The 24,158-nt window shown below is 71.2% G+C and carries 22 protein-coding genes and 1 riboswitch; of the genes, 15 read left to right on the forward strand and 7 right to left on the reverse strand.

Annotated features, from left to right (window positions below; translation table 11 throughout):
- Nucleotides 1-174: 174 nt before the first annotated feature.
- The gene (locus AB0M82_RS33475; protein ID WP_364730608.1) at nucleotides 175-696 is read right to left on the reverse strand and encodes a general stress protein; all 522 of its coding nucleotides are present in this window, start codon (nucleotides 694-696) and stop codon (nucleotides 175-177) included.
- A 211-nt stretch (nucleotides 697-907) separates the two neighbouring features.
- Between AB0M82_RS33475 and AB0M82_RS33480 the strand changes: the two genes are divergently transcribed.
- From AB0M82_RS33480 to AB0M82_RS33495, 4 genes are read left to right on the forward strand one after another with little or no spacing between them, the layout of a single operon-like run.
- A complete protein-coding gene (locus AB0M82_RS33480) occupies nucleotides 908-2,272 on the forward strand; it encodes a glutamine synthetase family protein (protein ID WP_364730610.1) in 1,365 nt (454 codons plus the stop codon).
- On the forward strand, nucleotides 2,253-2,969 hold the full coding sequence (locus tag AB0M82_RS33485) for a gamma-glutamyl-gamma-aminobutyrate hydrolase family protein (RefSeq protein WP_364730613.1): 717 nt from the start codon (nucleotides 2,253-2,255) through the stop codon (nucleotides 2,967-2,969). Before AB0M82_RS33480 ends, AB0M82_RS33485 begins: the two co-directional genes overlap by 20 nt.
- A complete protein-coding gene (locus tag AB0M82_RS33490) occupies nucleotides 2,966-4,330 on the forward strand; it encodes an aldehyde dehydrogenase family protein (RefSeq protein WP_364730615.1) in 1,365 nt (454 codons plus the stop codon). Before AB0M82_RS33485 ends, AB0M82_RS33490 begins: the two co-directional genes overlap by 4 nt.
- Nucleotides 4,330-5,097 (forward strand): 3-oxoacyl-ACP reductase, encoded by a 768-nt coding sequence (locus tag AB0M82_RS33495; protein WP_364730618.1) that lies wholly within the window; start codon nucleotides 4,330-4,332, stop codon nucleotides 5,095-5,097. The genes AB0M82_RS33490 and AB0M82_RS33495 overlap by 1 nt, the downstream gene beginning before the upstream one ends.
- Here the strand turns inward: AB0M82_RS33495 and AB0M82_RS33500 are convergent.
- Nucleotides 5,094-5,318 carry a hypothetical protein gene (locus AB0M82_RS33500; protein WP_364730621.1) on the reverse strand — a complete coding sequence of 75 codons (225 nt, stop codon included), beginning with the start codon at nucleotides 5,316-5,318 and terminating at the stop codon, nucleotides 5,094-5,096. The genes AB0M82_RS33495 and AB0M82_RS33500 overlap by 4 nt on opposite strands.
- Before the next feature lie 72 nt (nucleotides 5,319-5,390).
- Here AB0M82_RS33500 and AB0M82_RS33505 point away from each other — a divergent pair, with 72 nt between their 5' ends.
- From AB0M82_RS33505 to AB0M82_RS33535, 7 genes are all read left to right on the forward strand, one after another.
- Nucleotides 5,391-6,692, forward strand: coding sequence for a helix-turn-helix transcriptional regulator (locus AB0M82_RS33505; protein ID WP_364730624.1), 1,302 nt, complete (start codon nucleotides 5,391-5,393; stop codon nucleotides 6,690-6,692).
- 391 nt (nucleotides 6,693-7,083) lie between these two features.
- A riboswitch (glycine riboswitch) is annotated at nucleotides 7,084-7,182 on the forward strand.
- Nucleotides 7,183-7,226: 44 nt separating this feature from the next.
- Nucleotides 7,227-10,058 (forward strand): aminomethyl-transferring glycine dehydrogenase, encoded by a 2,832-nt coding sequence (gene gcvP / locus AB0M82_RS33510; RefSeq protein WP_364730805.1) that lies wholly within the window; start codon nucleotides 7,227-7,229, stop codon nucleotides 10,056-10,058.
- Nucleotides 10,059-10,062: 4 nt separating this feature from the next.
- A complete protein-coding gene (gene gcvT, locus AB0M82_RS33515; RefSeq protein ID WP_364730626.1) occupies nucleotides 10,063-11,154 on the forward strand; it encodes a glycine cleavage system aminomethyltransferase GcvT in 1,092 nt (363 codons plus the stop codon).
- A 14-nt stretch (nucleotides 11,155-11,168) separates the two neighbouring features.
- Entirely contained in the window at nucleotides 11,169-11,546 is a 378-nt protein-coding gene (gene gcvH / locus AB0M82_RS33520; protein WP_364730629.1) for a glycine cleavage system protein GcvH, read from the forward strand.
- A complete protein-coding gene (gene glyA / locus AB0M82_RS33525) occupies nucleotides 11,546-12,820 on the forward strand; it encodes a serine hydroxymethyltransferase (protein ID WP_364730631.1) in 1,275 nt (424 codons plus the stop codon). Before gcvH ends, glyA begins: the two co-directional genes overlap by 1 nt.
- Complete coding sequence (gene lipA, locus AB0M82_RS33530) at nucleotides 12,817-13,818, forward strand: lipoyl synthase (protein ID WP_364730634.1); 1,002 nt, start codon at nucleotides 12,817-12,819, stop codon at nucleotides 13,816-13,818. The genes glyA and lipA overlap by 4 nt, the downstream gene beginning before the upstream one ends.
- A 14-nt stretch (nucleotides 13,819-13,832) precedes the next feature.
- Nucleotides 13,833-15,200: an L-serine ammonia-lyase gene (locus AB0M82_RS33535; protein WP_364730637.1), complete on the forward strand. Its 1,368-nt coding sequence runs from the start codon at nucleotides 13,833-13,835 to the stop codon at nucleotides 15,198-15,200.
- A gap of 213 nt (nucleotides 15,201-15,413) precedes the next feature.
- On the opposite strand, the gene AB0M82_RS33540 is transcribed toward AB0M82_RS33535, so the two are convergent.
- Nucleotides 15,414-16,082: a DUF433 domain-containing protein gene (locus AB0M82_RS33540; RefSeq protein WP_364730640.1), complete on the reverse strand. Its 669-nt coding sequence runs from the start codon at nucleotides 16,080-16,082 to the stop codon at nucleotides 15,414-15,416.
- A gap of 169 nt (nucleotides 16,083-16,251) precedes the next feature.
- Between AB0M82_RS33540 and AB0M82_RS33545 the strand changes: the two genes are divergently transcribed.
- Nucleotides 16,252-16,365: an L-serine ammonia-lyase, iron-sulfur-dependent, subunit alpha gene (locus AB0M82_RS33545; RefSeq protein WP_364730643.1), complete on the forward strand. Its 114-nt coding sequence runs from the start codon at nucleotides 16,252-16,254 to the stop codon at nucleotides 16,363-16,365.
- Here the strand turns inward: AB0M82_RS33545 and AB0M82_RS33550 are convergent.
- The gene (locus AB0M82_RS33550; protein WP_364730645.1) at nucleotides 16,352-16,594 is read right to left on the reverse strand and encodes a hypothetical protein; all 243 of its coding nucleotides are present in this window, start codon (nucleotides 16,592-16,594) and stop codon (nucleotides 16,352-16,354) included. The genes AB0M82_RS33545 and AB0M82_RS33550 overlap by 14 nt on opposite strands.
- Nucleotides 16,595-16,763: 169 nt before the next feature.
- On the opposite strand from AB0M82_RS33550, the gene AB0M82_RS33555 reads away from it, so the two are divergent.
- Nucleotides 16,764-17,489 carry a GntR family transcriptional regulator gene (locus tag AB0M82_RS33555; protein WP_364730648.1) on the forward strand — a complete coding sequence of 242 codons (726 nt, stop codon included), beginning with the start codon at nucleotides 16,764-16,766 and terminating at the stop codon, nucleotides 17,487-17,489.
- Between the two features lie 185 nt (nucleotides 17,490-17,674).
- The gene (locus AB0M82_RS33560) at nucleotides 17,675-19,483 is read left to right on the forward strand and encodes a transglycosylase domain-containing protein (protein ID WP_364730650.1); all 1,809 of its coding nucleotides are present in this window, start codon (nucleotides 17,675-17,677) and stop codon (nucleotides 19,481-19,483) included.
- Nucleotides 19,484-19,486: 3 nt separating this feature from the next.
- Here AB0M82_RS33560 and AB0M82_RS33565 read toward each other — a convergent pair whose 3' ends face one another.
- Nucleotides 19,487-20,143 carry an O-methyltransferase gene (locus tag AB0M82_RS33565; RefSeq protein WP_364730652.1) on the reverse strand — a complete coding sequence of 219 codons (657 nt, stop codon included), beginning with the start codon at nucleotides 20,141-20,143 and terminating at the stop codon, nucleotides 19,487-19,489.
- A gap of 88 nt (nucleotides 20,144-20,231) precedes the next feature.
- Here AB0M82_RS33565 and AB0M82_RS33570 point away from each other — a divergent pair, with 88 nt between their 5' ends.
- Complete coding sequence (locus AB0M82_RS33570) at nucleotides 20,232-21,560, forward strand: PLP-dependent aminotransferase family protein (RefSeq protein ID WP_364730808.1); 1,329 nt, start codon at nucleotides 20,232-20,234, stop codon at nucleotides 21,558-21,560.
- Here the strand turns inward: AB0M82_RS33570 and AB0M82_RS33575 are convergent.
- Both AB0M82_RS33575 and AB0M82_RS33580 read right to left on the reverse strand, forming a co-directional pair.
- Nucleotides 21,557-23,359 (reverse strand): hypothetical protein, encoded by a 1,803-nt coding sequence (locus AB0M82_RS33575; protein ID WP_364730654.1) that lies wholly within the window; start codon nucleotides 23,357-23,359, stop codon nucleotides 21,557-21,559. The genes AB0M82_RS33570 and AB0M82_RS33575 overlap by 4 nt on opposite strands.
- A gap of 506 nt (nucleotides 23,360-23,865) precedes the next feature.
- Nucleotides 23,866-24,069 carry a hypothetical protein gene (locus AB0M82_RS33580; RefSeq protein WP_364730657.1) on the reverse strand — a complete coding sequence of 68 codons (204 nt, stop codon included), beginning with the start codon at nucleotides 24,067-24,069 and terminating at the stop codon, nucleotides 23,866-23,868.
- Nucleotides 24,070-24,158: the final 89 nt, after the last annotated feature.

The raw sequence follows: 24,158 nt of genomic DNA on the forward strand, positions 1-24,158 counted from the left end.
GCAGGTGTGGGCGGCCGACTCCGGCGGCTCGCACCCCTACGACACCCCGAACGGCTACGCGGCCGACGCCTCCTGGCAGGTCGACGCCCCGTGAGCCGCCGGGCCCGGACGCGGCGAAGGCCGCCTCCGGGAAGTCTCCCGGGGGCGGCCTTCGCTCTCGATGCGTCAGTGGCGTCAGTGGCCGAAGGCGCTCCTAGCCGCCAGGTCCGCCAGCAGGGCTCGGCCCTTCTCGGCGTTGCGCGGCTGGGACAGGACGTCGTAACGCCGCGCCACCAGCTGGCTTTGCGAGATGAAGCCGCGCTTGTTGCGGTTCGCCGCGTAGCCCAGTGCGCCGAAGAGCAGGTTGAACCCGAGACCGGCGATGAGGCCGATCGCGATCGGGACCAGGCCGGCGCCCGGGTTCATCAGGCTCAGCACCAGGCCGAGGAACAGGCCGAACAGCGCGCCGGACGTCGCCGCGCTGCCGAGGACCTTGGCCCATGTCATCCGACCCGCGATCCGCTCGACGAGCAGCGGCTCCACGCCCACGATCGTGACGTCGGTGACCGGGAAGTCCGTGCCCGCGAGGTGGTCGACCGCGCGCTGTGCCTGCTCGTAGGACTCGTACGAACCGATCGGCCAGCCGGTGGGCAGAGTCGGCAGCTGGGGCCGGGCCTGCTGCTGTCCGATCGTGGTCTGCGTGAATGCTGTGGTCATCGATCTCACCTCTCTTGCCCGTACAACGTGCGAGCCCCCCGGTTTTCCTCCCGCGCGGGCGAATTCACAGGCTCTTCTCAGCCGGGCATCCTGGACAATCCGACCGCCCGTTCAAAGGTTCAAGAAAATACCTTTGCTCCGGTTGACCCGGCGGGCGTCACCGGGTAGGAAGGACCCGCAAAGGATTCGCATCAAACCTTTGGGGCGGCTGATGGCACGCAGGCGAGGCATGCTCACGCTCGACGAACTCCGGGCGCGCGTGGACGCGGGCACGATCGACACCGTGCTCGTCGCGATCACGGACATGCAGGGCAGGCTCCAGGGCAAGCGCTGCTCCGCGGAGTACTTCCTGGAGGAGGTGGTCGGGCACGCCACCGAGGCCTGCAACTACCTGCTCGCCGTGGACGTCGACATGAACACCGTCGACGGCTACGCGCTCTCCTCCTGGGAGACCGGCTACGGCGACTTCGTGCTGCGTCCCGACTTCGAGACGCTGCGGGAGGTCCCCTGGCAGGAGGGCACCGCGCTGGTGCTGGCCGACGTCGAGCGCGTGCAGGGCGGGCCGGTCGCCGTGTCGCCGCGCCAGGTCCTGCGCCGCCAGCTCGACCGGCTGGCCGAGCGCGGGCTCGGCGCCTACGTCGGCACCGAGCTCGAGTTCATCGTCTTCGACGACACCTACGAAGCCGCCTGGGACAAGCGCTACCACGGCCTCAAGCCCGCCAACCAGTACAACGTCGACTACTCGATGCTCGGCACCGCGCGGCTGGAACCGCTGCTGCGCCGCATCCGCAACGACATGGCCGGCGCCGGGCTCTACCCCGAGTCCGCCAAGGGCGAGTGCAACCCCGGCCAGCAGGAGATCGCCTTCCGCTACACGGACGCGCTGAGCACCTGCGACAACCACAGCGTCTACAAGAACGGCGCCAAGGAGATCGCCGCGCAGGAGGGCAAGAGCCTCACCTTCATGGCGAAGTACAACGAGCGCGAGGGCAACTCCTGCCACATCCACATCAGCCTGCGCTCCACCGAGGGCCGCGCGGTGCTCGCCGGTGACAGTGAACACGGCTTCTCGAAACTGATGGAGCACTTCCTCGCCGGGCAGCTCGCCGGGCTGTACGAGCTGACGTACTTCCTCGCGCCGAACGTCAACTCCTACAAGCGGTTCGTGCCCGGCAGCTTCGCGCCGACCGCGATCGCCTGGGGCACCGACAACCGCACCTGCGCCCTGCGCGTCGTCGGCCACGGCGAGTCGCTGCGGGTCGAGAACCGGGTGCCCGGCGGCGACGTCAACCCGTACCTCGCCGTCGCCGCGCTGATCGCCGCCGGCCTCCACGGCATCGAAAACGAGCTGGAGCTCGAAGAACCCTTCGTCGGCAACGCCTACCATTCCGACCGCGGCACGGTGCCGACCACGCTGCCCGAAGCCGCCGCGGCCCTCGCGGGCAGCGAGCTGGCCAAAGCCGCGTTCGGCGAAGACGTCGTCACGCACTACCTGAACGCGGCGAAGATCGAGGTGGACGCCTACAACGCCGCCGTCACCGACTGGGAGCTGATCCGTGGCTTCGAGCGACTCTGACGACCGGCCCGTCATCGGCCTCACCAGCTACCTCGAATCCGCGAAATTCCTGGTCTGGGAGACCGAAGCCGTGCTGCTGCACCGGGTCTACGTCGACTGCGTCGTCGCGGCGGGCGGCATCCCGGTGCTGCTGCCGCCGGTGACCGGCGGGTACGGCAAGATCATGTCCACTGTGGACGCGCTCGTGCTCACCGGTGGCGCCGACGTCGAGCCCGCGCGCTACGGACACGAGCCGCACCCGGCCACCTACACCCGGCCGGAGCGGGACGCCTTCGAGTTCGGCCTGTTCGCCGCCGCCCGCCGGCAGCGGAAACCGGTCCTCGGCGTCTGCCGCGGCCTTCAGGTGATGAGCGTCGCCCTCGGCGGGACGCTCACCCAGCACCTGCCGGAGGCCACGGAGTCCACCGGGCACCAGCCCGCGCCCGCGACGTTCGGCCGGGGCACTGTCACGCTCGCCGAGGGCAGCCGCGCCGCGGCGATTCTCGGTCGCGAGACGAAGACCCTTTGCTACCACCACCAGGCGATCGACCGCCTCGGCGCCGGGCTGGAACCGGTCGGCTGGGCCGCCGATGGCACGATCGAGGCCGCTGAACTACCCGGTGAGTTCACCCTGGGCGTCCAGTGGCACCCCGAGCAGGACACCGACGACGTCCGTTTGTTCACCGCGCTCGTCGACGCGAGCAGGAGGCCGGAATGACCAGCTTCGACGTGATCAACCCCGCGACCGAGCAGGTGGTGCGGTCGGTCGCGCTGACGAGCGCCGAGGACACCGACGCGGCGATCGCCCGCGCCCACGCGGCGTTCCCGGCGTGGCGCGACGTCGCCCCCGGCGACCGCGCCCGGCTGCTGCGCCGCTTCGCCGACGCCGTCGAGGCCGACATCGAGAACCTCGCCCGGCTGGAGGTCGCCAACTCCGGGCACACCATCGGCAACGCCCGCTGGGAGGCGGGCAACGTCCGCGACGTGCTCGACTACTACTCCGCCGCGCCCGAACGCCTGATCGGCAAGCAGATCCCGGTGCCGGGCGGAATCAACGTCACGTTCCAGGAACCCCTGGGCGTGGTGGGCGTGATCGTGCCGTGGAACTTCCCGATGCCGATCGCCGGCTGGGGTTTCGCGCCCGCGCTCGCGGCGGGCAACACCGTCGTGCTCAAACCCGCCGAGCTGACACCGCTGACCGCCGTCAGGCTGGCCGAACTGGCGCGTGAGGCGGGCATCCCGGAGGACGTCTTCCAGGTGCTGCCCGGCAAGGGATCCGTGGTCGGGCAGCGGTTCGTCGACCACCCGGCCGTCCGCAAGGTCGTGTTCACCGGCTCCACCGAGGTCGGCAAGCAGATCATGGCCGGCTGCGCGGCCCGCGTGAAGCGCGTGACGCTGGAGCTGGGCGGCAAGAACGCGAACATCGTCTTCGCCGACTCCGACCTGGAGAAGGCCGCGGCGACCGCGCCCTACGGCGTCTTCGACAACGCCGGGCAGGACTGCTGCGCACGCTCGCTGATCCTGGTGCAGGCGAGCGCGTACGAGGAGTTCATGGCGCTGCTGGAGCCGGCGGTGCACGGCGTCGTCGTCGGCGATCCCGCCGACGAAAAGACCGAGATGGGCCCGCTGATCTCGGCCGCGCACCGGGAGAAAGTCGCGAGCTACGTGCCGGACGACGCGCCCGTCGCGTTCCGGGGCACCGCGCCCGCCGGCCCCGGGTTCTGGTTCCCGCCGACCGTCCTCACCCCGCCCGACCTGCGGCACCCCGCCGCGGCGGACGAGGTCTTCGGGCCGGTCGTGGCCGTCGTGCCGTTCGCCGGAGAGGCCGACGCCGTCCGGATGGCCAACGCCACCGAGTACGGCCTGTCCGGGTCGATCTGGACCCGCGACGTCGGCCGCGCGTTCCGGGTGGCGCGTGGCGTCGAAGCCGGCAACCTGTCGGTCAACTCGCACTCTTCGGTGCGTTACTGGACGCCGTTCGGCGGCTTCAAGCAGTCCGGCCTCGGCCGTGAGCTGGGCCCCGACGCCGCGGCGGCGTTCACCGAAACCAAGAACGTCTTTCTGAGCACGGAGGAGTAATGGTCCAGCGTTTCGAAGGCCGCGTCGCGGTGATCACCGGCGGTGCGAGCGGGATCGGGCTCGCCTCGGCCCGCCGTCTGGCGAGCGAAGGCGCGAAGGTCGTCATCGCGGACCTGACCCCGGCCGAGGGCAAGACGGCCGCCGACGAGATCGGCGGCGCGTTCATCCAGACCGACGTCACCGACGCCGAGCAGGTGGAGAACCTGTTCCACACCACCGTCGAGCAGTTCGGCTCGGTGGACGTCGCGTTCAACAACGCCGGCATCTCGCCGCCGGAGGACGACTCCATCCTCACCACCGGCATCGAGGCGTGGGAGCGGGTCCAGCGCGTCAACCTGACGTCGGTCTACCACTGCTGCAAGGCCGTCCTGCCGCACATGCAGCGCCAGGGCCGCGGCTCGATCATCAACACGGCGTCGTTCGTCGCGGTGATGGGCGCGGCGACGTCGCAGATCTCCTACACCGCGTCCAAGGGCGGCGTCCTCGCGATGAGCCGCGAGCTGGGCGTCCAGTTCGCGCGGGAGAACATCCGCGTCAACGCGCTGTGCCCCGGCCCGGTGAACACCCCGCTGCTCAAGGAACTGTTCGCGAAGGACCCGGAACGCGCGGCGCGGCGCCTGGTGCACGTGCCGGTCGGCCGGTTCGCCGAGCCCGAGGAGATCGCGGCCGCGGTCGCCTTCCTCGCCAGCGACGACGCCAGCTTCATCACGGCTTCGCAGTTCCTCGTCGACGGCGGCATCTCCGGCGCGTACGTCACCCCGCTCTAACGGCGGTCGCGGTTCTTCTCCCCGGGGAGCCACGCCGACTTCCTGAGGCCGTACACCTCGCGCAGGTACTTCCAGGCGGCGTTGAGCGATTTGCGCTCGGCGGCGACCCGCGCTTCACGGCGGCGAAGCACGCGAACGGCGGTCTCGGCGGCGAGGAAGGCGCCGGCGGCGAAGGTCAGGGTGCCGACGATCAGGGTGAGGGCGATGACGGTGGTGGTCATGGTGACCAGCGTCGGTTCCGGGTGGGCGTTTCGTCCCTGCGCAAAGCTAGCGGGTTTGGTTAGCTTTGTGACGTGACGCACTGGCGCGCCGACGAGTGGGCGGAAGCGGTCCGGGCCGGGATCCGGGCGAAAGGGCTCTCCCTGGACGAGGCCGCCCGCCGCGTCGGCGTCCCCACCTCCACCCTGCGCAGCTGGATCGAGCACCGGCACGCGCCGAAGGTCACCGTCTTCGACCACTGGGCCCAGCTCGCCGAGGTGACCGGCCTCGGCGAGGGCGAACTGCTGCGCGTCGCCGGGGTGCTGCCCGACGCGCTCGCGTCGCCGGTGCACGTCGCGCAGGCGGCGAAGGCCCTGCGGGAGGGCATCGACCAGGCCGGGCAGTTCCTCCGCCAGGCCACGGCGCTGGTCTACTCCTCGCCCGGCACGCAGGTGGCGAACGCCATCGCGGCGTCGCCGGTCGACTGGGAGATGCGGATCCGCTCGGCCAGCCGCGGCGACGAGGTCCGCGTCACCTACCACCACTACGTCGGCGTCGTGCCGCCGCGCGGCTTCCCGCACACCGACGCCGAGGTGCGCCGGATCATCGAGCACGAGATCCTCGGCGAGCTGTGGCGGCCGCTGGGCCTCTACTGGCGCGTCGCCGAGGTGCACGACTGGCACGAGCCGCCGCGGCTGGTGATCCAGGTGCCCGAGCAGGAGGCGACGCGGCCGCCGTCGCCGTCACCGCCGGTCGTGACCGCGCCGCCGGTGGTGGTGCTTTCGCCGATCTGGGGCTACGGCGAGCTGCTGGCGTCGCTGCTCGCCGACGGCCTCGGGTTCGGCAACGTCGACTTCCGCTACTTCGGCCTCCCGGAGGCGATGGCCGACCGCGTCCGGATCACCGCGCGCGAGCTGGCCGAGCCCGCGCCGCGGCTGGTGCACTCGGTGCCGCCGATCATGCTGCTGCACGGCCTGGCCGTGCCCGACCTGGCCGGCCGGCTCCCGGTCGTGGTCCGCTACGGTCCCCGGATGCGCGAGCGGGCAGCGCGTATTTACCGCGAGCCGCTGCTCGAAGCCGGGTTCGCGGACCCGGCGGACGGGACTCGCGCCATCGAGGCCGCGGTCGACGCGGTGGTGGCCCGGCTGCCCGGAGAGTACTTCGAGGTGGTCCTCGACGACGCGGACGTCTTCGACGGCGACCGCCCGTCGCTCGACCGGCTCAACGACTCGGTGGCGTGGTTCGCCGAGCACATCGTCGAGCACGTCCTGCTGGGCGCGGGGCTGCCACCGGTGCCGCTCGGCGGCCCGCTGAAACGCCTGGTCCTGCCCTCGGGCCGGGTCCGGCGCCCGCCCGCGCTGGCCGGCCGCGTGGTCCGCCGGCCCGCGGGGGAGTAGCCCGTACCGGATCGGTGCGGGGTAAGCGCCCCAATGTGGCGTTGGGTGCGTTGGACGCACCGAACGCCGCGTTGGGTGCGTTGGATGCACCGAACGCCGCGTTGGGTGCGTTGGATGCACCGAACGCCGCGTTGGGTGCGTTGGATGCACCGAACGCCACATTGGGTGCGTTGGACGCACCCAACGCCACATTGGGGCGCTTGGGGCGGGCTCGAAGCGTGATGTGGTGTTGCCCGGGTGACGTAGACGGACCTCGAGCCCGGCGGGTACCGTAGCCGCCACAACTGCAGATCGGGCCGTCGAGCCGAGGCGGGAGAGCCCTCACGAAGTCGGTGGGGCACCGAAGGAGCAAACTCCCCGGAATCTCTCAGGTACCCGCTACCGCTTCGCGCGAGGCCACTCTGGAAAGCAGGCGCACCCGCGCCTCACCCAAGGTGAAAGCCGTGTTGCCCACGGTGAAACTCTCAGGTGCCATGACAGAGGGGGAGTTCCCAGCGCACCGTTCTGCCCGGTGCCCGGCCCGAGGAGCTCCCCATCACCTCAACGCAGTTCGACGCCCGTCACATCGGCCCGTCCGAGGCCGAACGCGCGAAGATGCTGGCCGAGTGCGGCTACGGCAGCCTGGACGCCCTGGTCGGCGCGGCCGTGCCGAGCGCCATCCGCGCGACCCGCGACCTCACCCTCCCGCCCGCCGCGTCCGAAGAGGACGCCACCGCGGAGCTGCGCGCGCTCGCCGCGCGCAACCGGCCGATGACGCAGATGATCGGCCTGGGCTACTCCGACACCGTCACCCCCGGCGTGATCCGGCGCAACGTCCTCGAGAACCCCGCCTGGTACACCGCGTACACGCCGTACCAGCCGGAGATCTCGCAGGGCCGCCTCGAAGCGCTGCTCAACTTCCAGACCATGGTCGCCGACCTGACCGGCCTGGCCACGGCGAACGCGTCGCTGCTGGACGAGTCGACCGCCGTCGCCGAGGCCGTCACGTTGATGCGTCGCGCGTCCAAGTCCAAGTCCAACAAGGTCGTCCTCGACGCCGAGTGCCTGCCGCAGACCATCGCCGTCGTGCGCACCCGCGTCGAGGCGCTGGGCATCGAGGTCGAGGTCCGCGACCTGCTGACCGGGCTGCCGGACGACTTCTTCGGCGTCGTCGCGCAGTACCCCGGCGCGTCCGGCGTGCTGCGCGGGCGCGGCTTCTACCACGCGATTTCCGAGTCGGCGAAGGCCGCCGGCGCGCTGTTCACCGTCGCCGCCGACCTCCTCGCCCTGACCCTCGTCACCTCGCCCGGCGAGTTCGGCGCCGACGTCGCCGCGGGCTCGACCCAGCGCTTCGGCGTCCCGCTCGGCTACGGCGGCCCGCACGCCGGCTACCTGTCGGTCCGCTCCGGCCTCGAGCGCTCGCTGCCCGGGCGCCTGGTCGGCGTCTCGGTCGACGCCGACGGCAACCCGGCCTACCGGCTCGCGCTGCAGACGCGGGAGCAGCACATCCGCCGTGAGAAGGCGACGTCCAACATCTGCACCGCGCAGGTCCTGCCCGCCGTGCTGGCCGCGATGTACGCGGTCTACCACGGTCCCGACGGCCTGAGGACGATCGCCCGGCGCGTCCACGGCCTGGCCGCGGGCTTCGCGGACGCCCTGCGCGAAGGCGGCGTCGAGGTCGTGCACGAGTCCTTCTTCGACACCGTCGTCGCGCACGTGCCCGGCAAGGCCGCCGAGGTCCACGCGGCGGCGCGCCGGCACGGGATCAACCTCGGCCACGTCGGCGCCGACCACGTGCGCGTCGCCTTCGACGAGGTCAGCACCCCCGCGATCGCCGCGAAGGTGCTCAACGCGTTCGGGATCGAAGCGGACCTGCGAGACGGCGTCGCGCTGCCCAGCGGCCTGGCCCGCGAGAGCGGCTTCATGGACCACGAGGTCTTCGGCACCCACCGCTCCGAGACGGCGATGCTGCGCTACCTGCGCCGGCTGTCCGACCAGGACTACGCGCTCGACCGCGGCATGATCCCGCTCGGTTCCTGCACGATGAAGCTCAACGCCACCGCCGAGATGGAGCCGATCAGCTGGCGCGAGTTCGCCGGCATCCACCCGTTCGCGCCGGCCGAGGACGCCGAGGGCTACCACGTCCTCGTGGCGCAGCTCGCCGAGTGGCTGGCCGAGGTGACCGGCTACGACAAGGTGTCGCTGCAGCCGAACGCGGGCAGCCAGGGCGAGCTCGCCGGCCTGCTCGCCATCCGCGCCTACCACCGCGCGAACGGCGACGAGGGCCGGGACGTCTGCCTGATCCCGTCGTCGGCGCACGGCACGAACGCCGCGTCCGCGGTGCTCGCCGGCATGCGCGTCGTCGTGGTCAAGTGCACCGACGAGGGCAACGTCGACCTGGCCGACCTGCGGTCCAAGGTGGACGCCCACCGCGACACCCTCGCCGCGATCATGGTCACCTACCCGTCCACGCACGGCGTGTACGAGCACGGCATCGACGAGCTGGCGAAGATCGTGCACGACGGCGGCGGCCAGGTGTACGTCGACGGCGCGAACCTCAACGCCCTGCTCGGCCTGGCCAAGCCGGGCGAGTTCGGCGGCGACGTCTCGCACCTGAACCTGCACAAGACCTTCTGCATCCCGCACGGCGGCGGCGGTCCGGGCGTCGGCCCGGTCGCGGTGCGCGCGCACCTGGCGCCGTACCTGCCGAACCACCCGCTGCTCGACGCCGCCGGCCCCGCGACCGGCGTCGGCCCGATCAGCGGCGCGCCGTACGGCTCGGCGTCGATCCTGCCGATCTCCTGGGCCTACGTCCGGATGATGGGCGCGCCGGGCCTGACCGCCGCCACGAAGGTCGCCGTGCTGGCGGCCAACTACGTCGCTTCGCGGCTGGCGCCGCACTACCCGGTGCTCTACACCGGCCAGGACGGCCTGGTCGCGCACGAATGCATCCTCGACCTGCGCCAGCTCACCAAGGAGACCGGCGTGACGGTCGACGACGTCGCGAAGCGGCTCATCGACTACGGCTTCCACGCGCCGACGATGTCGTTCCCGGTCGCGGGGACGCTGATGGTCGAGCCGACCGAGTCGGAGGACCTCGGCGAGATCGACCGGTTCTGCGCCGCGATGATCGCGATCCGCGCCGAGATCGACGAGGTGGCAGCCGGAAAGTGGAGCGCGGAGGAGTCGCCGCTGCGCGGGGCGCCGCACACCGCCGAGACGCTGGTCGGGGAATGGGACAAGCCCTACGACCGGGAGCTGGCGGTGTACCCGTCGGGTGTTTCGCGGAAGAACAAGTACTGGCCGCCGGTGCGTCGCATCGACGGCGCCCGCGGTGACCGTAACCTCGTGTGCTCCTGCCCGCCCCTCAACGCTTACGAAGGCTGAACCCGTGTCACGCGAAACCTCCCTGCATGGAGTCCACAAGGGACTCGGTGCGCTGTTCACCGACTTCGCCGGCTGGTCGATGCCGGTCCGCTACGCCAGTGAGCTGGCCGAGCACAAGGCCGTCCGCGAGGCGGCCGGGCTGTTCGACCTGTCGCACATGGCCGAGATCCACGTCACCGGGAAGCAGGCGGCGGACGTCCTGGACTTCGCGCTGGTCGGCAACCTCACCGGGGTCAAGCCGGGCCGGGCGCGGTACACGATGATCTGCGACGCTTCCGGCGGCGTGCTCGACGACCTGGTCGTCTACCGGCTGGCCGACGAGCACTACCTGGTCGTCGCGAACGCGGGCAACGCCCTCGTCGTCGCCGACGCGCTGGCCGAGCGGGTCGCGGGCTTCGACGCCGTGGTGGACGACCGCTCGGAGACGACCGCGCTGATCGCCGTCCAGGGCCCGGCGGCCGCGGCGATCGTCGGTGCCGTCACCGACGCCGACCTCGGTTCACTCAAGTACTACGCCAGCGTCCCGGCGGTCGTGAAGGGCCACGAGATCCTGCTCGCCCGCACCGGCTACACCGGCGAGGACGGCTTCGAGCTGTTCGTCAACGCCGACGAGGCGCCCGCGTTGTGGCGGCTGCTGCTGGAGGCCGGCGAGCCGCACGGCCTGGTCCCGGCGGGCCTCGCCTGCCGCGACACGCTGCGGCTGGAAGCCGGGATGCCGTTGTACGGCAACGAACTCACGCTTGAGCAGAGCCCGTTCGAGGCCGGGCTCGGCCGGGTCGTCAAGTTCGAGAAGCCGGGCGACTTCGTCGGCCGCGCGGCGCTGGAGGAGCGCGCCAAGGCCGACGTCCCCCGCGTGCGGGTCGGGCTTCGCGGAGCAGGCCGGCGCGCCCCGCGTCACGGCTACACCGTCCTTTCCGGTGACACCGAGATCGGCGAGGTCACCAGCGGCGCGCTGTCGCCGACGCTGGGTTACCCGATCGCCATGGCGTACGTCGACCGGGCGTACGCCGAGCCCGGCACTGAACTGTCCGTCGACATCCGGGGCAGGATCGAGCCCGTCGAGGTCGTCGCCCTTCCCTTCTACTCCCGCGCGTGAGGACTGACGGAACCGTGAGCATTCCCGAGAACCTGAAGTACACCAAGGAACACGAGTGGCTGAGCGTCGCCGACGGCGTCGCCACCGTCGGCATCACCGCCTTCGCCGCCGAGTCGCTCGGTGACATCGTGTTCGTCCAGCTGCCCGAGGCCGGCTCGACCGTCACCGCGGGCGAGGTGTTCGGCGAGGTCGAGTCGACCAAGTCGGTCAGCGAGCTGTACGCGCCGGTCTCCGGTGAGGTCGTCGAGGTGAACGAGGCCACATCGGACCGCCCCGAGGTCATCAACGAGGATCCGTACACGGAAGGCTGGCTGCTGAAGGTGCCTCTGACCGGGGACGTGCCCGAACTTCTCGACGCCGCCGCGTACGCCGCGCTCACCCAGGAGAACTGATGACGACCTTCGACGCGCACCTGTCCGAAGTCGACCCCGAGGTCGCGGCGGCCGTCGCCGACGAGCTCACGCGCCAGCAGTCGACCCTGGAGATGATCGCCTCCGAGAACTTCGCCCCGGTGGGCGTGCTCGAGGCGCAGGGTTCGGTGCTGACCAACAAGTACGCCGAGGGCTACCCGGGCCGCCGCTACTACGGCGGCTGCGAGCACGTCGACGTCGTCGAGCAGCTCGCCATCGACCGGGCGAAGGCCCTGTTCGGCGCCGAGCACGCCAACGTGCAGCCGCACTCGGGCGCGCAGGCCAACGCGGCCGCGATGTTCGCCGTGCTCAAGCCCGGCGACACCATCCTCGGCCTCGACCTGGCGCACGGCGGCCACCTGACGCACGGGATGAAGATCAACTTCTCGGGCAAGCTGTACAACGTCGTCGCCTACCATGTCGACAAAGAGACCGGCATCGTCGACCTCGCCGAGATCGAGCGCCTCGCCGTCGAGCACCGGCCGAAGCTCATCATCGCCGGCTGGTCCGCCTACCCGCGTCAGCTCGACTTCGCCGAGTTCCGCCGCATCGCCGACCTGGTCGACGCGCGGCTGATGGTGGACATGGCGCACTTCGCCGGGCTGGTCGCGACCGGCCTGCACCCGTCACCGGTGCCGCACGCCGACATCGTCACCACGACCACGCACAAGACCCTCGGCGGCCCGCGCGGCGGCCTGATCCTGTGCCGTCAGGAGCTGGCGAAGAAGATCAACTCGGCGGTGTTCCCCGGCCAGCAGGGCGGGCCACTGGAGCACGTCATCGCGGCCAAGGCCGTCGCGCTGAAGATCGCCGCGAGCGAGGAGTTCAAGGAGCGCCAGCAGCGGACCCTGGAAGGCTCGCGAATCCTCGCTTCGCGGCTGTCGCAGGCGGACTGCGCCGACGCGGGCGTGCGCGTGCTCACCGGCGGCACCGACGTCCACCTGGTGCTGGTCGACCTCGTCCAGTCCACTCTGGACGGTCAGCAGGCCGAGGACCGGCTGCACGAGGTCGGCATCACGGTCAACCGCAACGCCGTCCCGTTCGACCCGCGCCCGCCGATGATCACCTCCGGCCTGCGGATCGGCACCCCGGCGCTGGCCACCCGCGGCTTCGGCGCGGACGACTTCGCCGAGGTCGCCGACGTCATCGCGGAGGCTTTGAAACCGGGCTTCGACGACGCTGTGCGGTCCAAGCTCCGCGACCGCGTCGAGACGCTGGCCGCGAAGCACCCGCTGTACGCGGGCCTGTCCCGGTGAACGCGCAGCCCGAGGGCCGGAAGCTGTTGCGTCTCGAGGTTCGCAACAGTGAGACGCCGATCGAGAAGAAGCCGCCGTGGATCAAGACGCGGGTGCGGATGGGTCCGGAGTTCACCGAGCTGAAGGGCTTGGTGCGCCGCGAGGGTTTGCACACGGTGTGTGAAGAGGCGGGTTGTCCCAACATCTATGAGTGCTGGGAGGATCGTGAGGCCACGTTCCTGATCGGTGGTGATCAGTGCACGCGGCGGTGTGATTTCTGTCAGATCGACACGGGTAAGCCGGCTGCTTTGGATCGGACCGAGCCGCGGAAGGTCGCCGAGTCCGTGCAGGCGATGGGGCTGCGGTACTCGACGGTCACCGGTGTCGCTCGGGATGACCTTTCCGATGGTGGTGCCTGGCTGTACGCGGAGACGGTGCGGCAGATTCATGCGTTGAACCCCGGCACCGGCGTCGAGCTGCTCATCCCGGACTTCAACGCGGACCTCGGCCAGCTGGCCGAGGTGTTCGGGTCGCGGCCGGAGGTGTTGGCGCACAACGTGGAGACGGTGCCGCGGATTTTCAAGCGGATCCGTCCCGGCTTCCGGTACGCGCGTTCCCTCGAGGTGATCACCAAGGCGCGTGAGTCCGGGCTCGTGACGAAGTCGAATCTGATCCTGGGCATGGGCGAAACTCCCGACGAGGTCGCGCCGGCGATGCGGGATCTGGTCGACGCGGGCTGCGAGATCCTGACGATCACGCAGTACCTGCGGCCGTCGTCGCGGCATCATCCGGTGGACCGGTGGGTGAAGCCGGAGGAGTTCGTCGAGCACTCGAAGGCCGCGGAATCGATGGGTTTCGCCGGTGTCATGGCGGGCCCGCTCGTGCGGTCGTCCTACCGCGCGGGACGGCTGTACGCCCAGACCAAGGGCTACCGTGGTGAGGAGCTGCCGGAGAACCTGCGGCACCTCGCCGACCAGGGCCCGGCCGCGCAAGAAGCCAGCTCCCTGCTGGCGCGATAGGAAGGGGCGGATCAATGGCGATCAGCGTCTTCGACCTGTTTTCCATCGGCATCGGCCCGTCGAGCTCCCACACCGTCGGGCCGATGCGGGCGGCACTGACCTTCGCGGACGGACTCGGCGCCGACCTCGGCCGGACCGCGCGCGTGCAGGCGGAGCTGTTCGGCTCCCTCGGCGCGACCGGGTTCGGCCACGGCAGTGACAAGGCCGTCCTGCTCGGACTCTCCGGCGAGCGCCCGGAGGCGATCGACACCGACACCGTGCCGGGCAAGATCGCGGCCATCCGCGAGTCCGGCCGGCTGCGGGTGCGCGGCACGCACGAGATCGGGTTCGACGAAGACACCGACCTCACCATGCACCGCCGCAAGTCCCTGCCCGCCCACCCGAACGGCATGGTCTTCCGCGCCTTCGACGCGTCGGGCTCATTGCTGCGCGAGCGCACGTACTACTCGGTCGGCGGCGGCTTCGTCCGCGACGAGTCGTACGAGACGGACGCGGTGTTCGTCGAGGACTCGACGCCGGTGCCGTACCCGTTCCGCACCGGCGCGGACCTGCTCGGGCACTGCGCCGCCACCGGGTTGCCGATGAGCGAGATCATGCTGGCGAACGAGCTGGCCTGGCGCAGCCGTTCGGAGGTGCGGGACGGGCTCCTGGCGATCTGGGCGGTCATGGCGGAGTGCGTCCGCAACGGCTGCGTCCACGAAGGTGTCCTGCCGGGCGGCCTCAAGGTGCCGCGGCGGGCCCGCGCGCTGCACGAGAAGCTCCTGGCCGAGGACGGCGCGGACGACCCGCTGTACGCGATGGACTGGGTCAGCCTGTACGCCCTCGCCGTCAACGAGGAGAACGCCGCGGGCGGGCGCGTCGTCACCGCGCCGACCAACGGCGCCGCCGGGATCATCCCCGCCGTGCTGCACTACTACCAGCGCTTCATCCGGCACTCCTCCGACGACGGCATCGTGACGTTCCTGCTCACCGCGGGCGCGATCGGCTCGATCCTCAAGCAGACGGGCTCGATTTCCGGCGCCGAGGTCGGCTGCCAGGGCGAGGTCGGCTCGGCGTCCGCGATGGCGGCGGCCGGCCTCACCGAGGTCCTCGGCGGCTCACCGGCACAGGTGGAGAACGCGGCCGAGATCGGCGTCGAGCACCACCTCGGCCTGACGTGCGACCCGGTCGGCGGCCTGGTCCAGATCCCGTGCATCGAGCGCAACGCGGTCGGCGCGTCGAAGGCCATCCACGCTGCCCGCATGGCCATGCGCGGCGACGGCAGTCACGTGGTGACCCTGGACAAGGCGATCAAGACGATGCGCGAGACGGGCGCGGACATGAGCGTGAAGTACAAGGAAACCGCCCGCGGTGGCCTGGCGGTGAACGTCATCGAGTGCTGATCAGCGTTTTCGTTTCCGCACCACGAATCGCTCGACTCCGTGGCGAGTGATTTTCCAGACGTCGGGTAATCGGTCGGCCGAAAGCGTGATGATGTCCGCGAGGTTCGACTCGCTCGAGTACCGAACACTTCCGGTGGAGTGTGGCAGCTATAACCGAGCGAAATCAGAAAACGCCGCACTGTTCGGGTGACGGCGTTCTCGTCGAGGTAGAACTCAGGCGGCGCGGCCCAGGAGCACGCGTGCGGCGGCCCGGACGGACTCGATGCTGATTCCGTGTTCTTCGGCGACGACGGCAGGTTCCTCACCTGCTTTCAGCATTGCCGCGACGTTCGAAACTCTTGCCCCGGATCCCTTGAAAACCGGTTGTCCTGAGGAATGGTAAGGGTCGATGACGACGTTCGAGGGTTCGAACGTCTTGAGTATCAGGTGGTCTGGATAGCCATCCGAACCGAAACCTACATAAGTCAGGTAGTCCTGCACGATTTCACGGATAACCGTCTGGCCTGAGCTGCCGTCTATCAGGCCGGCTCCAGCCTCGGTCTTGGAGAAGTCCCAGAGCACTGAGATCCCGTCGGTGGCCAGTTCTTGTGATACGAGGACGTATTCGTGCCCGAAGTAGCTCTGCAGCTTTTCGAGGGCTGGACGGATTTTCTGTGGTTTGACGCCGGCTTGGCGAAGTCCCTGCAGAACCCATGCTTCGGCAAGGGCGATGAACGGAACGCTGGCCTGCCGGATGCTTTCTGGTACGGAGACGTGGAGGAGGGGGCCGCCGTGCGGATAGCCGCGTGCCCAGCGGTGGAACGTCTGTTGAGGGATCCCCAGGTGTCGAGCGGCGTCCGCCATGCTCATCACCGGCCGGTCGAACCTCACGTCGTGGTCCACGCGTCCTCCTCTCGAATAGGACCATACTGCTCGATCGCGCAGAGTGATCACGTGACACGCGCGGCGATGGCAGTGAGGCTATTCAGCCGTCGGCCGCCTCATGATTCCCATCATGACCAGCAGCGTTCGGGCAGGCAGGGGCGGCCTAACCAGGATAAGCCTCAGTCACGTGGTGATCCTGGACAAGGCGATCAAGACGATGCGCGAGACGGGCGCGGACATGAGCGTGAAGTACAAGGAAACCGCCCGCGGCGGCCTGGCGGTGAACGTCATCGAGTGCTGACGGGGTCGCGCTCTTCCCGCTCGACGGCCAGCCGGAGGCCGACCTCGACCAGCGTCCAGCCGACCTGCTGGCGCCGCGTGCCGGTGTGGCGCCTCGGTTCCGCCCGGCCCGGCGGGCGGTCGCGCACGCCGTGGCGCAGCTCGTTTTCGCGCTCGTGAACCAGATCTTCGGCCATCAAGAAGTGCACCGGATCGCCCCCTGCGTCGATGTTCGGTGTCGGTCGTCCCATCGTCGCCGACCGTGCCCGTCCGGTTCCACCGGTTTTCCGTGCCGCGAACACGGTTTCCGCGCCGCGAACACCAGTGTCACCGAGAGCGACCGCGTCCGGCGACTCCGAAGGTGCGCCCCGGCGGGGGTGATCCACCCGGCACCCCCGGGGCGCGGCCTAAACTCGCGGGATGGAGTCGACCTCGGTGGTGAATGCCGGAGAAGCGCTGTTCCGGCCGGTCCGCGCGGGCAACGCCTTCGAGGAGACCGTCGAGCGGCTGTTGCAGGCGATCCGGCTCGGCGTGGTCGGGGCGGGGGAGCGGCTCCCGTCGGAGCGTGAGCTCGCCGAGCGGCTCGGCGTCAGCCGCGTCACGCTGCGCGAAGCCATCCGCGCCCTCGCCGACGCTGGTTACGTCGAGTCGCGGCGGGGCCGCTACGGCGGCACTTTCGTGAACGAAAGCCTGCCCGGGCCGCCCGAGCGGTCTCCCGGCGGCAAGGTCGACGCCGTCGCGCTGGAGGACGCACTGTGCCTGCGCTACGTCCTCGAGACCGGCGCCGCGGAGATGGCCGCCGCGCGGTCGCTGAGCCCCGCCGACCGGCAGCACCTCACCGGCACGCTCGCCGAGGCCGCGGGCGCGGACCTCGACGACTACCGCCGCAAGGACTCCCGCCTGCACCTGGCGATCGCGGAGGTGACGGCGTCCGGCTCCCTGACCACGGCGATGGCCGACGCCCGCACCCGCGTCAACCAGCTGCTCGACCGGATCCCGCTGCTGCCGCCGAACCTCGAGCATTCGAACGCCCAGCACGAAGCGATCGTGGACGCGATCCTCGCGGGCGACGCGGTGGCCGCGCGCCAGGTGATGGCCGAGCACATCGAGGGCACGGCTTCGCTGCTGCGCGCGTTCCTGGCCTGACGCCCGCGCGGGTGCCCTGACAGGATTCGAACAACCTCGCCAATCACTCTCCACAACCTTCTCGCCCGACCGGCCGTCACCCATTCGTGACCTTGTCGACGGACGAAACAGACGAGACCCCCGGCCGTCCCGACACCCCGCGCCGGCGGCGGTGGCGGCGCTTCAGGCGGATCACGTCCTGGACGGTGGGCACGCTCGTCGGCGTCCCGCTGATCGCCTTCTGGGTCGCCTACCTGGTGCTCGACGTCCGCAGCCCCCAGGAGGTGCTGGCCGGGCTCGACAAGACCGTCGTCCTGCGGTTTTCGGACGGGACCGAGCTGCTCAAGGTGATCCCGGCGGACGGCGACCGGACGTTCGTGCCCTACACGCAGGTGCCCGTGAAGCTGCGCGACGCGATCATCGCCACCGAGGACCCCACCTTCTGGGACAACCAGGGCTTCGACCCGACCGGCCTCGGCCGCGCGTTCCTGACCGGCGTCGGCGGCGGGTCCGGGATCACCCAGCAGTACATCAAGAAGTCCACCGGCGAGGAGGACGCCACGCTCGGGCGCAAGTTCGCCGAGCTCGTGCTGGCCACGAAGATCACCCAGGAACAGGCCAAGGAACAGATCTTCGAGAGCTACGTCAACATCATCTCCTTCGGCCGCGGCACCTTCGGGCCCGCCGCGGCGATGAACGCCTACTTCGGCAAGAAGCTCGACGACTCGATGACCTGGAGCGAGGCCGCCTTCCTCGCCGGGATGATCCAGTCGCCGTCGGTGCACGACCCGGCCGCCTCCGGCGAGATCCACGCGGCACGGCGCTGGCAGTACGTGCGCGACAAGCTCGTCGACCGCGGGTACGTGAAGAGCGACGAAAAGCTGGCCTACCCCGGCGCCGAGGTCCAGCCGCCGTCGGAGACCCGCGCCGGCCGCGTCAGCTACGACGAGTTCCACGTCAAGCAGCAGGTCCTGGCCGAGCTCGACCGGGACGGCTTCCCGCTCGGCCGTCTCCAGCAGGGGAACCTGACGGTCGAGACGACGCTGGAACGCAGCCGGCAGGACGCCGCGAAGAAGGCGTTGCAGGACAGGCTGAAGAGCGAGCCCGCGGCGTTCCGCGGCGCCATCGTCGCGGTCGAACCGAAGACCGGCGCGATCCGCGCCTACCAGGGCGGTGACCAGGGCGTCCGCGACTACGCGAGCACTCCGCACGCGGCCGGCTCGGCGTTCTACCCGTTCACCCTCGCCGCGGCGCTGCGCCGCGGCTACGGCCCGGACGTGCCGATTTCGGCGCCCGAGGAGCAGGAGTTCCTCGGGGAGAAGTTCAAGTACCCGGCCGTCTGCAGCCTCAAGTGCACGCCGCGCACGGCGATGCGGGCGCACGCCGACGGCCCGTTCATCGCCCTGGCGAAGAAGTTCGGCCCGGACGCGCTGAGCGAGGCCGCGCGCCAGGCCGGCATCCCCGACGCCGTCGACGGCGTCCCGACGATGCGCGAGAAGGACGGCTTCCTCATCGGACCGGGCATCGCGATCGGCCGGTATCCGCTGCGGCCGCTGGACATGGCCGGCGCCTACTCGACCTTCGCCGCCGACGGCGTCCGCGCGACCCCGCACCTGGTGGCGAAGGTGCGGGACGAGAGCGGCGCGGTCATCTGGGAGCACACCGACACCGCGCGCCCGGCGTTCGACGAAGACGGCGACCAAAGCCACCGCATCGCCCAGAAGGTCACCGGCACGCTGACCGACAGCAGCGGAGCCGTGCTGCGCACCGGCGAGGCCGAGCACGGCGACAGCCCGGACAACCAGGACGCCTGGGCCGTCGGCTACACCTCGCAACTGGCGACCGCGGTGTGGATCGGCTCCGACGACGAACGCCGGTTGAAGGACGCGAGCGGTGCGAAGCTCAGCGGCGACGTCGTCCCGGCAGCCATCTGGCGCGACTTCATGGCGGCGGCGCACCAGGGCGGGCCGGCGATGGCCCCGGGCCCGCCGCCGGTGGCGCGGCCGTCGCGGTGACCGTCAGCGGACCAGGGCGAGCACGAACCCGTCGTGTCCCTTGGCGCCCACGGTCTGCACCGCGGTCGCGTCCAGCCGCGGCTCGGCGGCGAGCACGTCGAACATCTCGCGCGCGCCCCGGACGTTCGGGTCGGTGCTCGCCGGGTCGGCCACCCCGCCCTGCCGGACGACGTTGTCGACGACGATCGTCGTGCCCGGCCGTGAAAGCTCCAGCGACGCGCGCACGTAGTTCGCGAGGTTGGCCTTGTCGGCGTCGATGAACACGAAGTCGAACGGCCCGGCCAGCGACGGCAGCGTGTCCAGCGCCGCGCCGACCCGGATGTCGACGACGTCGTCGCCGAAGCCCGCCCGCGCCAGATTGGCCTTCGCGACCTCGGCGTGCTTGGGGTCGTATTCGCAGGTCACCAGCTTGCCGCCGGCCGGGAGCGCGCGGGCCAGCCAGATCGTGCTGTACCCGCCGAGCGTGCCGATCTCCAGGATGGTCCGCGCCCCGGCGAGGCGGGCCAGCAGGTTCAGCAGCTTGCCCTGGTTGGGCGCGACGGCGATCGGCGGCAGCCCCGCGGCGGTCGAATCGGCCAGCGCGTCGTCGAGTACCGGATCGGGGGCGAGCAACGCGCCGTTGAGGTAGTCGTCAACTTCGGCCCAGTTGTTGTCGGTCATGGCACCTCCACCCGTCAATCTAGCGGGCGCCGGGCGAGATGGGATCATGCTCACCGGCGCCCGCCCCGGGCGGGAAGCGAAGGTGGAGATGGACGACTACCGCGTCGTCGCGGACGCCCTCGCCGCCGACATCGAGGCCGGCCGCCTCCGGCCAGGCGACCGGCTCCCGCCGCAGCGCCGCTTCGCGCGGCAGCGCGGCATCGCGAACTCCACCGCCGCCCGCGTCTACGGCGAACTGGTCCGGCGCGGCCTGGCCGTCGGCGAAGTCGGCCGGGGCACGTTCGTCCGGGCGGCGAAGCCACCGCCCGAACCGGCGCTCGCCGAGCCCGGCGACGCCCGGGTCGACCTGGAGCTCAACTTCGCCGTCCTGCCGGAGGAGTCCGCGCGGCTCGCGCGGGCGCTGGAACCGTTGCTGCGCCACGACGTCCTCACCGCGGCCCTGCACCCGATCGGCGCCGCGGGCACGCGCGCGGCGCGGGAAGCGGCGGCCGCGTTGCTCACCCGCGGCGACTGGCGCCCCGACCCGGCGACGGTGCTGTTCACCGGCAACGGCAGGCAGGCCATCGCGGCCGCGATCGCCACGTTCGTGCCGGTGGGGGAGCGGCTCGCGGTGGAGTCGCTGACGTACCCGGTGGTGAAGGCCCTGGCCTCGCGGCTCGGGGTGGAGCTGGTGCCGATCGAGACCGACGAAGCCGGCCTCGTCCCGGCGGCCCTCGCCGCGGCGGGGCCGGTGCGGGCGCTGTACGTCCAGCCGACCCTGCACAACCCGCTCGGCACGACGATGCCGGCTTCCCGCCGCGAAGAGCTCGCCCGCGTCGTCGCGAAGCTGGACCTGCCGGTGATCGAGGACGGCATCTACACGTTCCTGCGCGACGACGTCCGGCCGTTCGCCGCGTTCGCGCCGGAGCGGACGGTGTTCGTCGACAGCCTGTCCAAGCGGGTCGCCCCGGGGCTGACGGCGGGGTTCCTGGTGCCGCCACCGGCCTGGGCGGCGAGGCTGGCGTCGTCGGTCCGCTCGGGTGGCTGGGCGGCGCCGCGCTTCGCCGTCGAAGCGGCGACGCAGTGGATCGTGACGGGCACCCTCGCCGAAGTCGAAGCCGCGAAACGCCGTGACGCCGCTTCGCGTGCTTCAGTGGTCAACGCGAAGCTGAGCGGATTCCCGGTGCGCGGTGACGCGGCGTCGTACCACCGCTGGTGGGAGCTGCCGGAGCGGTGGCGGGCGGAGACGTTCGTGGCGGCGGCGGCGCGCCGGGGGATCGCGCTCTCCCCGGCGGCGGCGTTCGCGGTGCTGCCGGGCCACGCGCCGAACGCGGTGCGGCTCGCGGTGTCGGCGCCGCCGGTGGAGACGCTGGCGGCGGCCCTGGACGTGCTGGTGGCGCTGGCGAACGGCAGCCCGGAAGACCTCCTGGTCGACTAGGGCGCGGGCGCGTACTTGCCCACGAAGCTGCCGCACGTGACAACGCGTCCCGTGAGCCGGGCTTGGATCGCTTTCTCCAGCCCCCCATAGGTGAACACCGGCGTGTCGGCCGGGACTTCGGCGGGCACCGGGCCGCCGGTCGCCAGCAGTCCGGTCGTCATCGTCTGGAACAGCACCAGGTAATCGCCTTCGCCGTTCAGCTCGTCGGCCGTCGCGAGCATCCGGGCGGGCGCGTCGCCGACGATCTCCAGCGGCAGCGGCCACTCCAGCGGGAACGGGTTGCGCAGGCCGAACGCCGGATACGCGAAGGGGTTGTCCGGCAGCACCGCCGTCCGCCCGGCCGGGAAGCGGTCGAGGCAGCCGCGGATCTGCTGGATGTACCGGAACGTCGACGGGTTCGTCCGGATGCCGCTCATCGCCGGGGTGACGTCGCCGAGGTCCTCCGTCAGCCGGTCGTGCCCGAGATCGAGGTAGGCCGCCTGGTCGTGCCGCGCGACGACGACCCAGCCGCACACCGCCACCGCCGTCAGCCCCGCCGTCGCGGTCACCCAGCGGCGCGCCAGCCGCGGCCGGGGCGGGACCACGTGGCTGAGCAGCAGCAACGCCGTCAGCGCGAGGGTGCCGGTGAGCAGCGTCGGCGTGTCGTTGCCCCACGACAGGCTGGTCATGAACCCGGTCGCGAGCACCAGCAGGCCCGCCCACGGCACTTTCCGCCGCACGGCCGCGTTGACCGGCAGGCTGACCGCGACGATCCACCACAGCACGTCCGCCCAGCGCGTGGAGCCGGTGAACCGGCCGTCGACCACGGTCCAGACCACCGCCGCCGCGCCGGCGAGCACCAGCACCCAGGACGCTGCCCGCCCGGCCGCGCCGAGCCGGTCGCCGGGCAGCCGGACCGCCAGGAGGACCACCGCGATCGCGGCGAAGAAACCCAGCTCCCGGACCGGTGCCCTGGTCAGCACCTCGGGGTCCGCCAGCCACAGCCCGAGCAGCCGTTCGCCGTACGCGGGCAAGCCGCCGGTCAGCTGGTCGACCATCTCGGCGAACCCGCCGCCGAAGCCCACCCACGCCACGTAGGCCAGCCCGGGCGCGCCGAGCGCGAGGAGGTCGAGGACCAGCCGCCGCCACCAGCGCGCGGTCCGCAGCGCGCCGGCCCGCGTCGCCGGGTGCAGCAGCAGCCACAGCACGCCGATCACGGCGGCGAGGGCGAAGCTTTGCTTGACGAACACCGCGCAGCCGAGCAGCACCAGCCCACCGCGGCGGGCGAGGGCGCGGTTCTTGCCGAGGCCGGTGTCCAGCGCCCAGGCGCCGCACGCGGTGAGCGCGATGCCGTCGATGGTGTGCCAGGCCATCAGCGGGAAGGCGTTGAGGTTGATCAGCGACGCCGCCGCGACCATCGCGGTCATGCCCGGGCCCCAGTCCAGCACCGGGCGGCGCGTCACCAGCGTGGCGAACGCGATGGTCGCCACGCTGATCTCGATCATGGCCAGGAAGCTCGACCCGAAGAACAGCGGCATCGGCAACGCGTAGTCGGCGACGTGCAGCACCGCGGACCCGAGCGGGCGGGCGGAGATGATGTCGGCGTGCGGGACTTCCCCGTGCAGCACCCGCCACGCCTGGGCGAGGATGAAGCCCTGGTCGGACGGGTGGAAGCCGAAGCGGCCGACGCGGAATTCGGTGGCCAGCGCGAGCACCACCACCCAGCCGGCGTGCACGCTCCAGCGCAGCCGTGGCCGGGCGGGCGTCGCGCGTTCGGGTTCCGGCGAGGCGTCGGTGCGCGCCGGACTCGCCACGTCCACGCCTGCCCGCCTTCCGCTCCCGATCACGCCAGGGAGCGATGGTAGCGGCCGGGCGCGGTGGCCGTCGGGCTACCCGGCACACGGGGGTTTCGCTGGTGCCGCCTCGATGAACGCCGGCCGGCCGCGGGGAGACGCCGGAGCGGGCGCGCGGCCCGCTCCGGCCCGTGTCACCCGGTCGTCGCCCGGGCGGTGCCGATCGCGGCCGTCTGGTCGGCCACGGCGAATCGTTCCCCAGTGCTGGTTTCCGGCATTCCGAACTCCCCAGTTCACCGGCCCGCTCCGGTGAACGGGCCTCGCGCGAGGGTAGAAGTACTCGTCGCCGTGGTGCCAGGGTTTCGGCGGAACTCGCGGGGATCACACACGACGACGCCAGATCGGGCGGGGCGACGACGCCGCGTCCGGTGCCGGTGCGGCGCGCCGGATCACGAGCAGGTCGTCATGGCCGGTCCCTTCGCGCTGGCTCCCGGGCCCGGCGCCGGCCTGCTCGGGAGCAGGAATGGTGGTGGTCAGTCTTCGGTCGTCTCGTCGGTCGTCGCCACGACGGCGTCGCGCAGGGCGGCCCGCAGCCGTCCGACGTCGAGCGGGCCGAGTACCGCCGCCTCGCCCGGCGGCGCCACCAGCACCACCTTGTCCTCGCTGACGAACACCGTCACGTCTCTGCGTCTGCCGGCCAGATCCCGGCAGCCGATCGACCACTCGCCCCGACTCATGGCCGCAGCCCTCCGATTGCTCTTGGTGGTCGTGCTCCGTGCGAGGGTGGGAGGGGACTCCGGGACCGCTATGACGCCAGTTCACCCGA

This window comes from Amycolatopsis sp. NPDC051128 (genome assembly GCF_040682715.1).
Classification (GTDB): Bacteria; Actinomycetota; Actinomycetes; order Mycobacteriales; family Pseudonocardiaceae; genus Amycolatopsis.

Excerpts from the sequence above, each read along its gene's own strand:
- AB0M82_RS33475 (WP_364730608.1), bottom strand. The coding sequence starts at position 696 with ATGACCACAGCATTCACGCAGACCACGATCGGACAGCAGCAGGCCCGG.
- AB0M82_RS33480 (WP_364730610.1), top strand. The coding sequence starts at position 908 with ATGGCACGCAGGCGAGGCATGCTCACGCTCGACGAACTCCGGGCGCGC.
- AB0M82_RS33490 (WP_364730615.1), top strand. The coding sequence starts at position 2,966 with ATGACCAGCTTCGACGTGATCAACCCCGCGACCGAGCAGGTGGTGCGG.
- AB0M82_RS33495 (WP_364730618.1), top strand. The coding sequence starts at position 4,330 with ATGGTCCAGCGTTTCGAAGGCCGCGTCGCGGTGATCACCGGCGGTGCG.
- AB0M82_RS33500 (WP_364730621.1), bottom strand. The coding sequence starts at position 5,318 with ATGACCACCACCGTCATCGCCCTCACCCTGATCGTCGGCACCCTGACC.
- glyA (WP_364730631.1), top strand. The coding sequence starts at position 11,546 with ATGACGACCTTCGACGCGCACCTGTCCGAAGTCGACCCCGAGGTCGCG.
- AB0M82_RS33535 (WP_364730637.1), top strand. The coding sequence starts at position 13,833 with ATGGCGATCAGCGTCTTCGACCTGTTTTCCATCGGCATCGGCCCGTCG.
- AB0M82_RS33550 (WP_364730645.1), bottom strand. The coding sequence starts at position 16,594 with ATGGGACGACCGACACCGAACATCGACGCAGGGGGCGATCCGGTGCAC.
- AB0M82_RS33555 (WP_364730648.1), top strand. The coding sequence starts at position 16,764 with ATGGAGTCGACCTCGGTGGTGAATGCCGGAGAAGCGCTGTTCCGGCCG.
- AB0M82_RS33565 (WP_364730652.1), bottom strand. The coding sequence starts at position 20,143 with ATGACCGACAACAACTGGGCCGAAGTTGACGACTACCTCAACGGCGCG.
- AB0M82_RS33570 (WP_364730808.1), top strand. The coding sequence starts at position 20,232 with ATGGACGACTACCGCGTCGTCGCGGACGCCCTCGCCGCCGACATCGAG.
- AB0M82_RS33580 (WP_364730657.1), bottom strand. The coding sequence starts at position 24,069 with ATGAGTCGGGGCGAGTGGTCGATCGGCTGCCGGGATCTGGCCGGCAGA.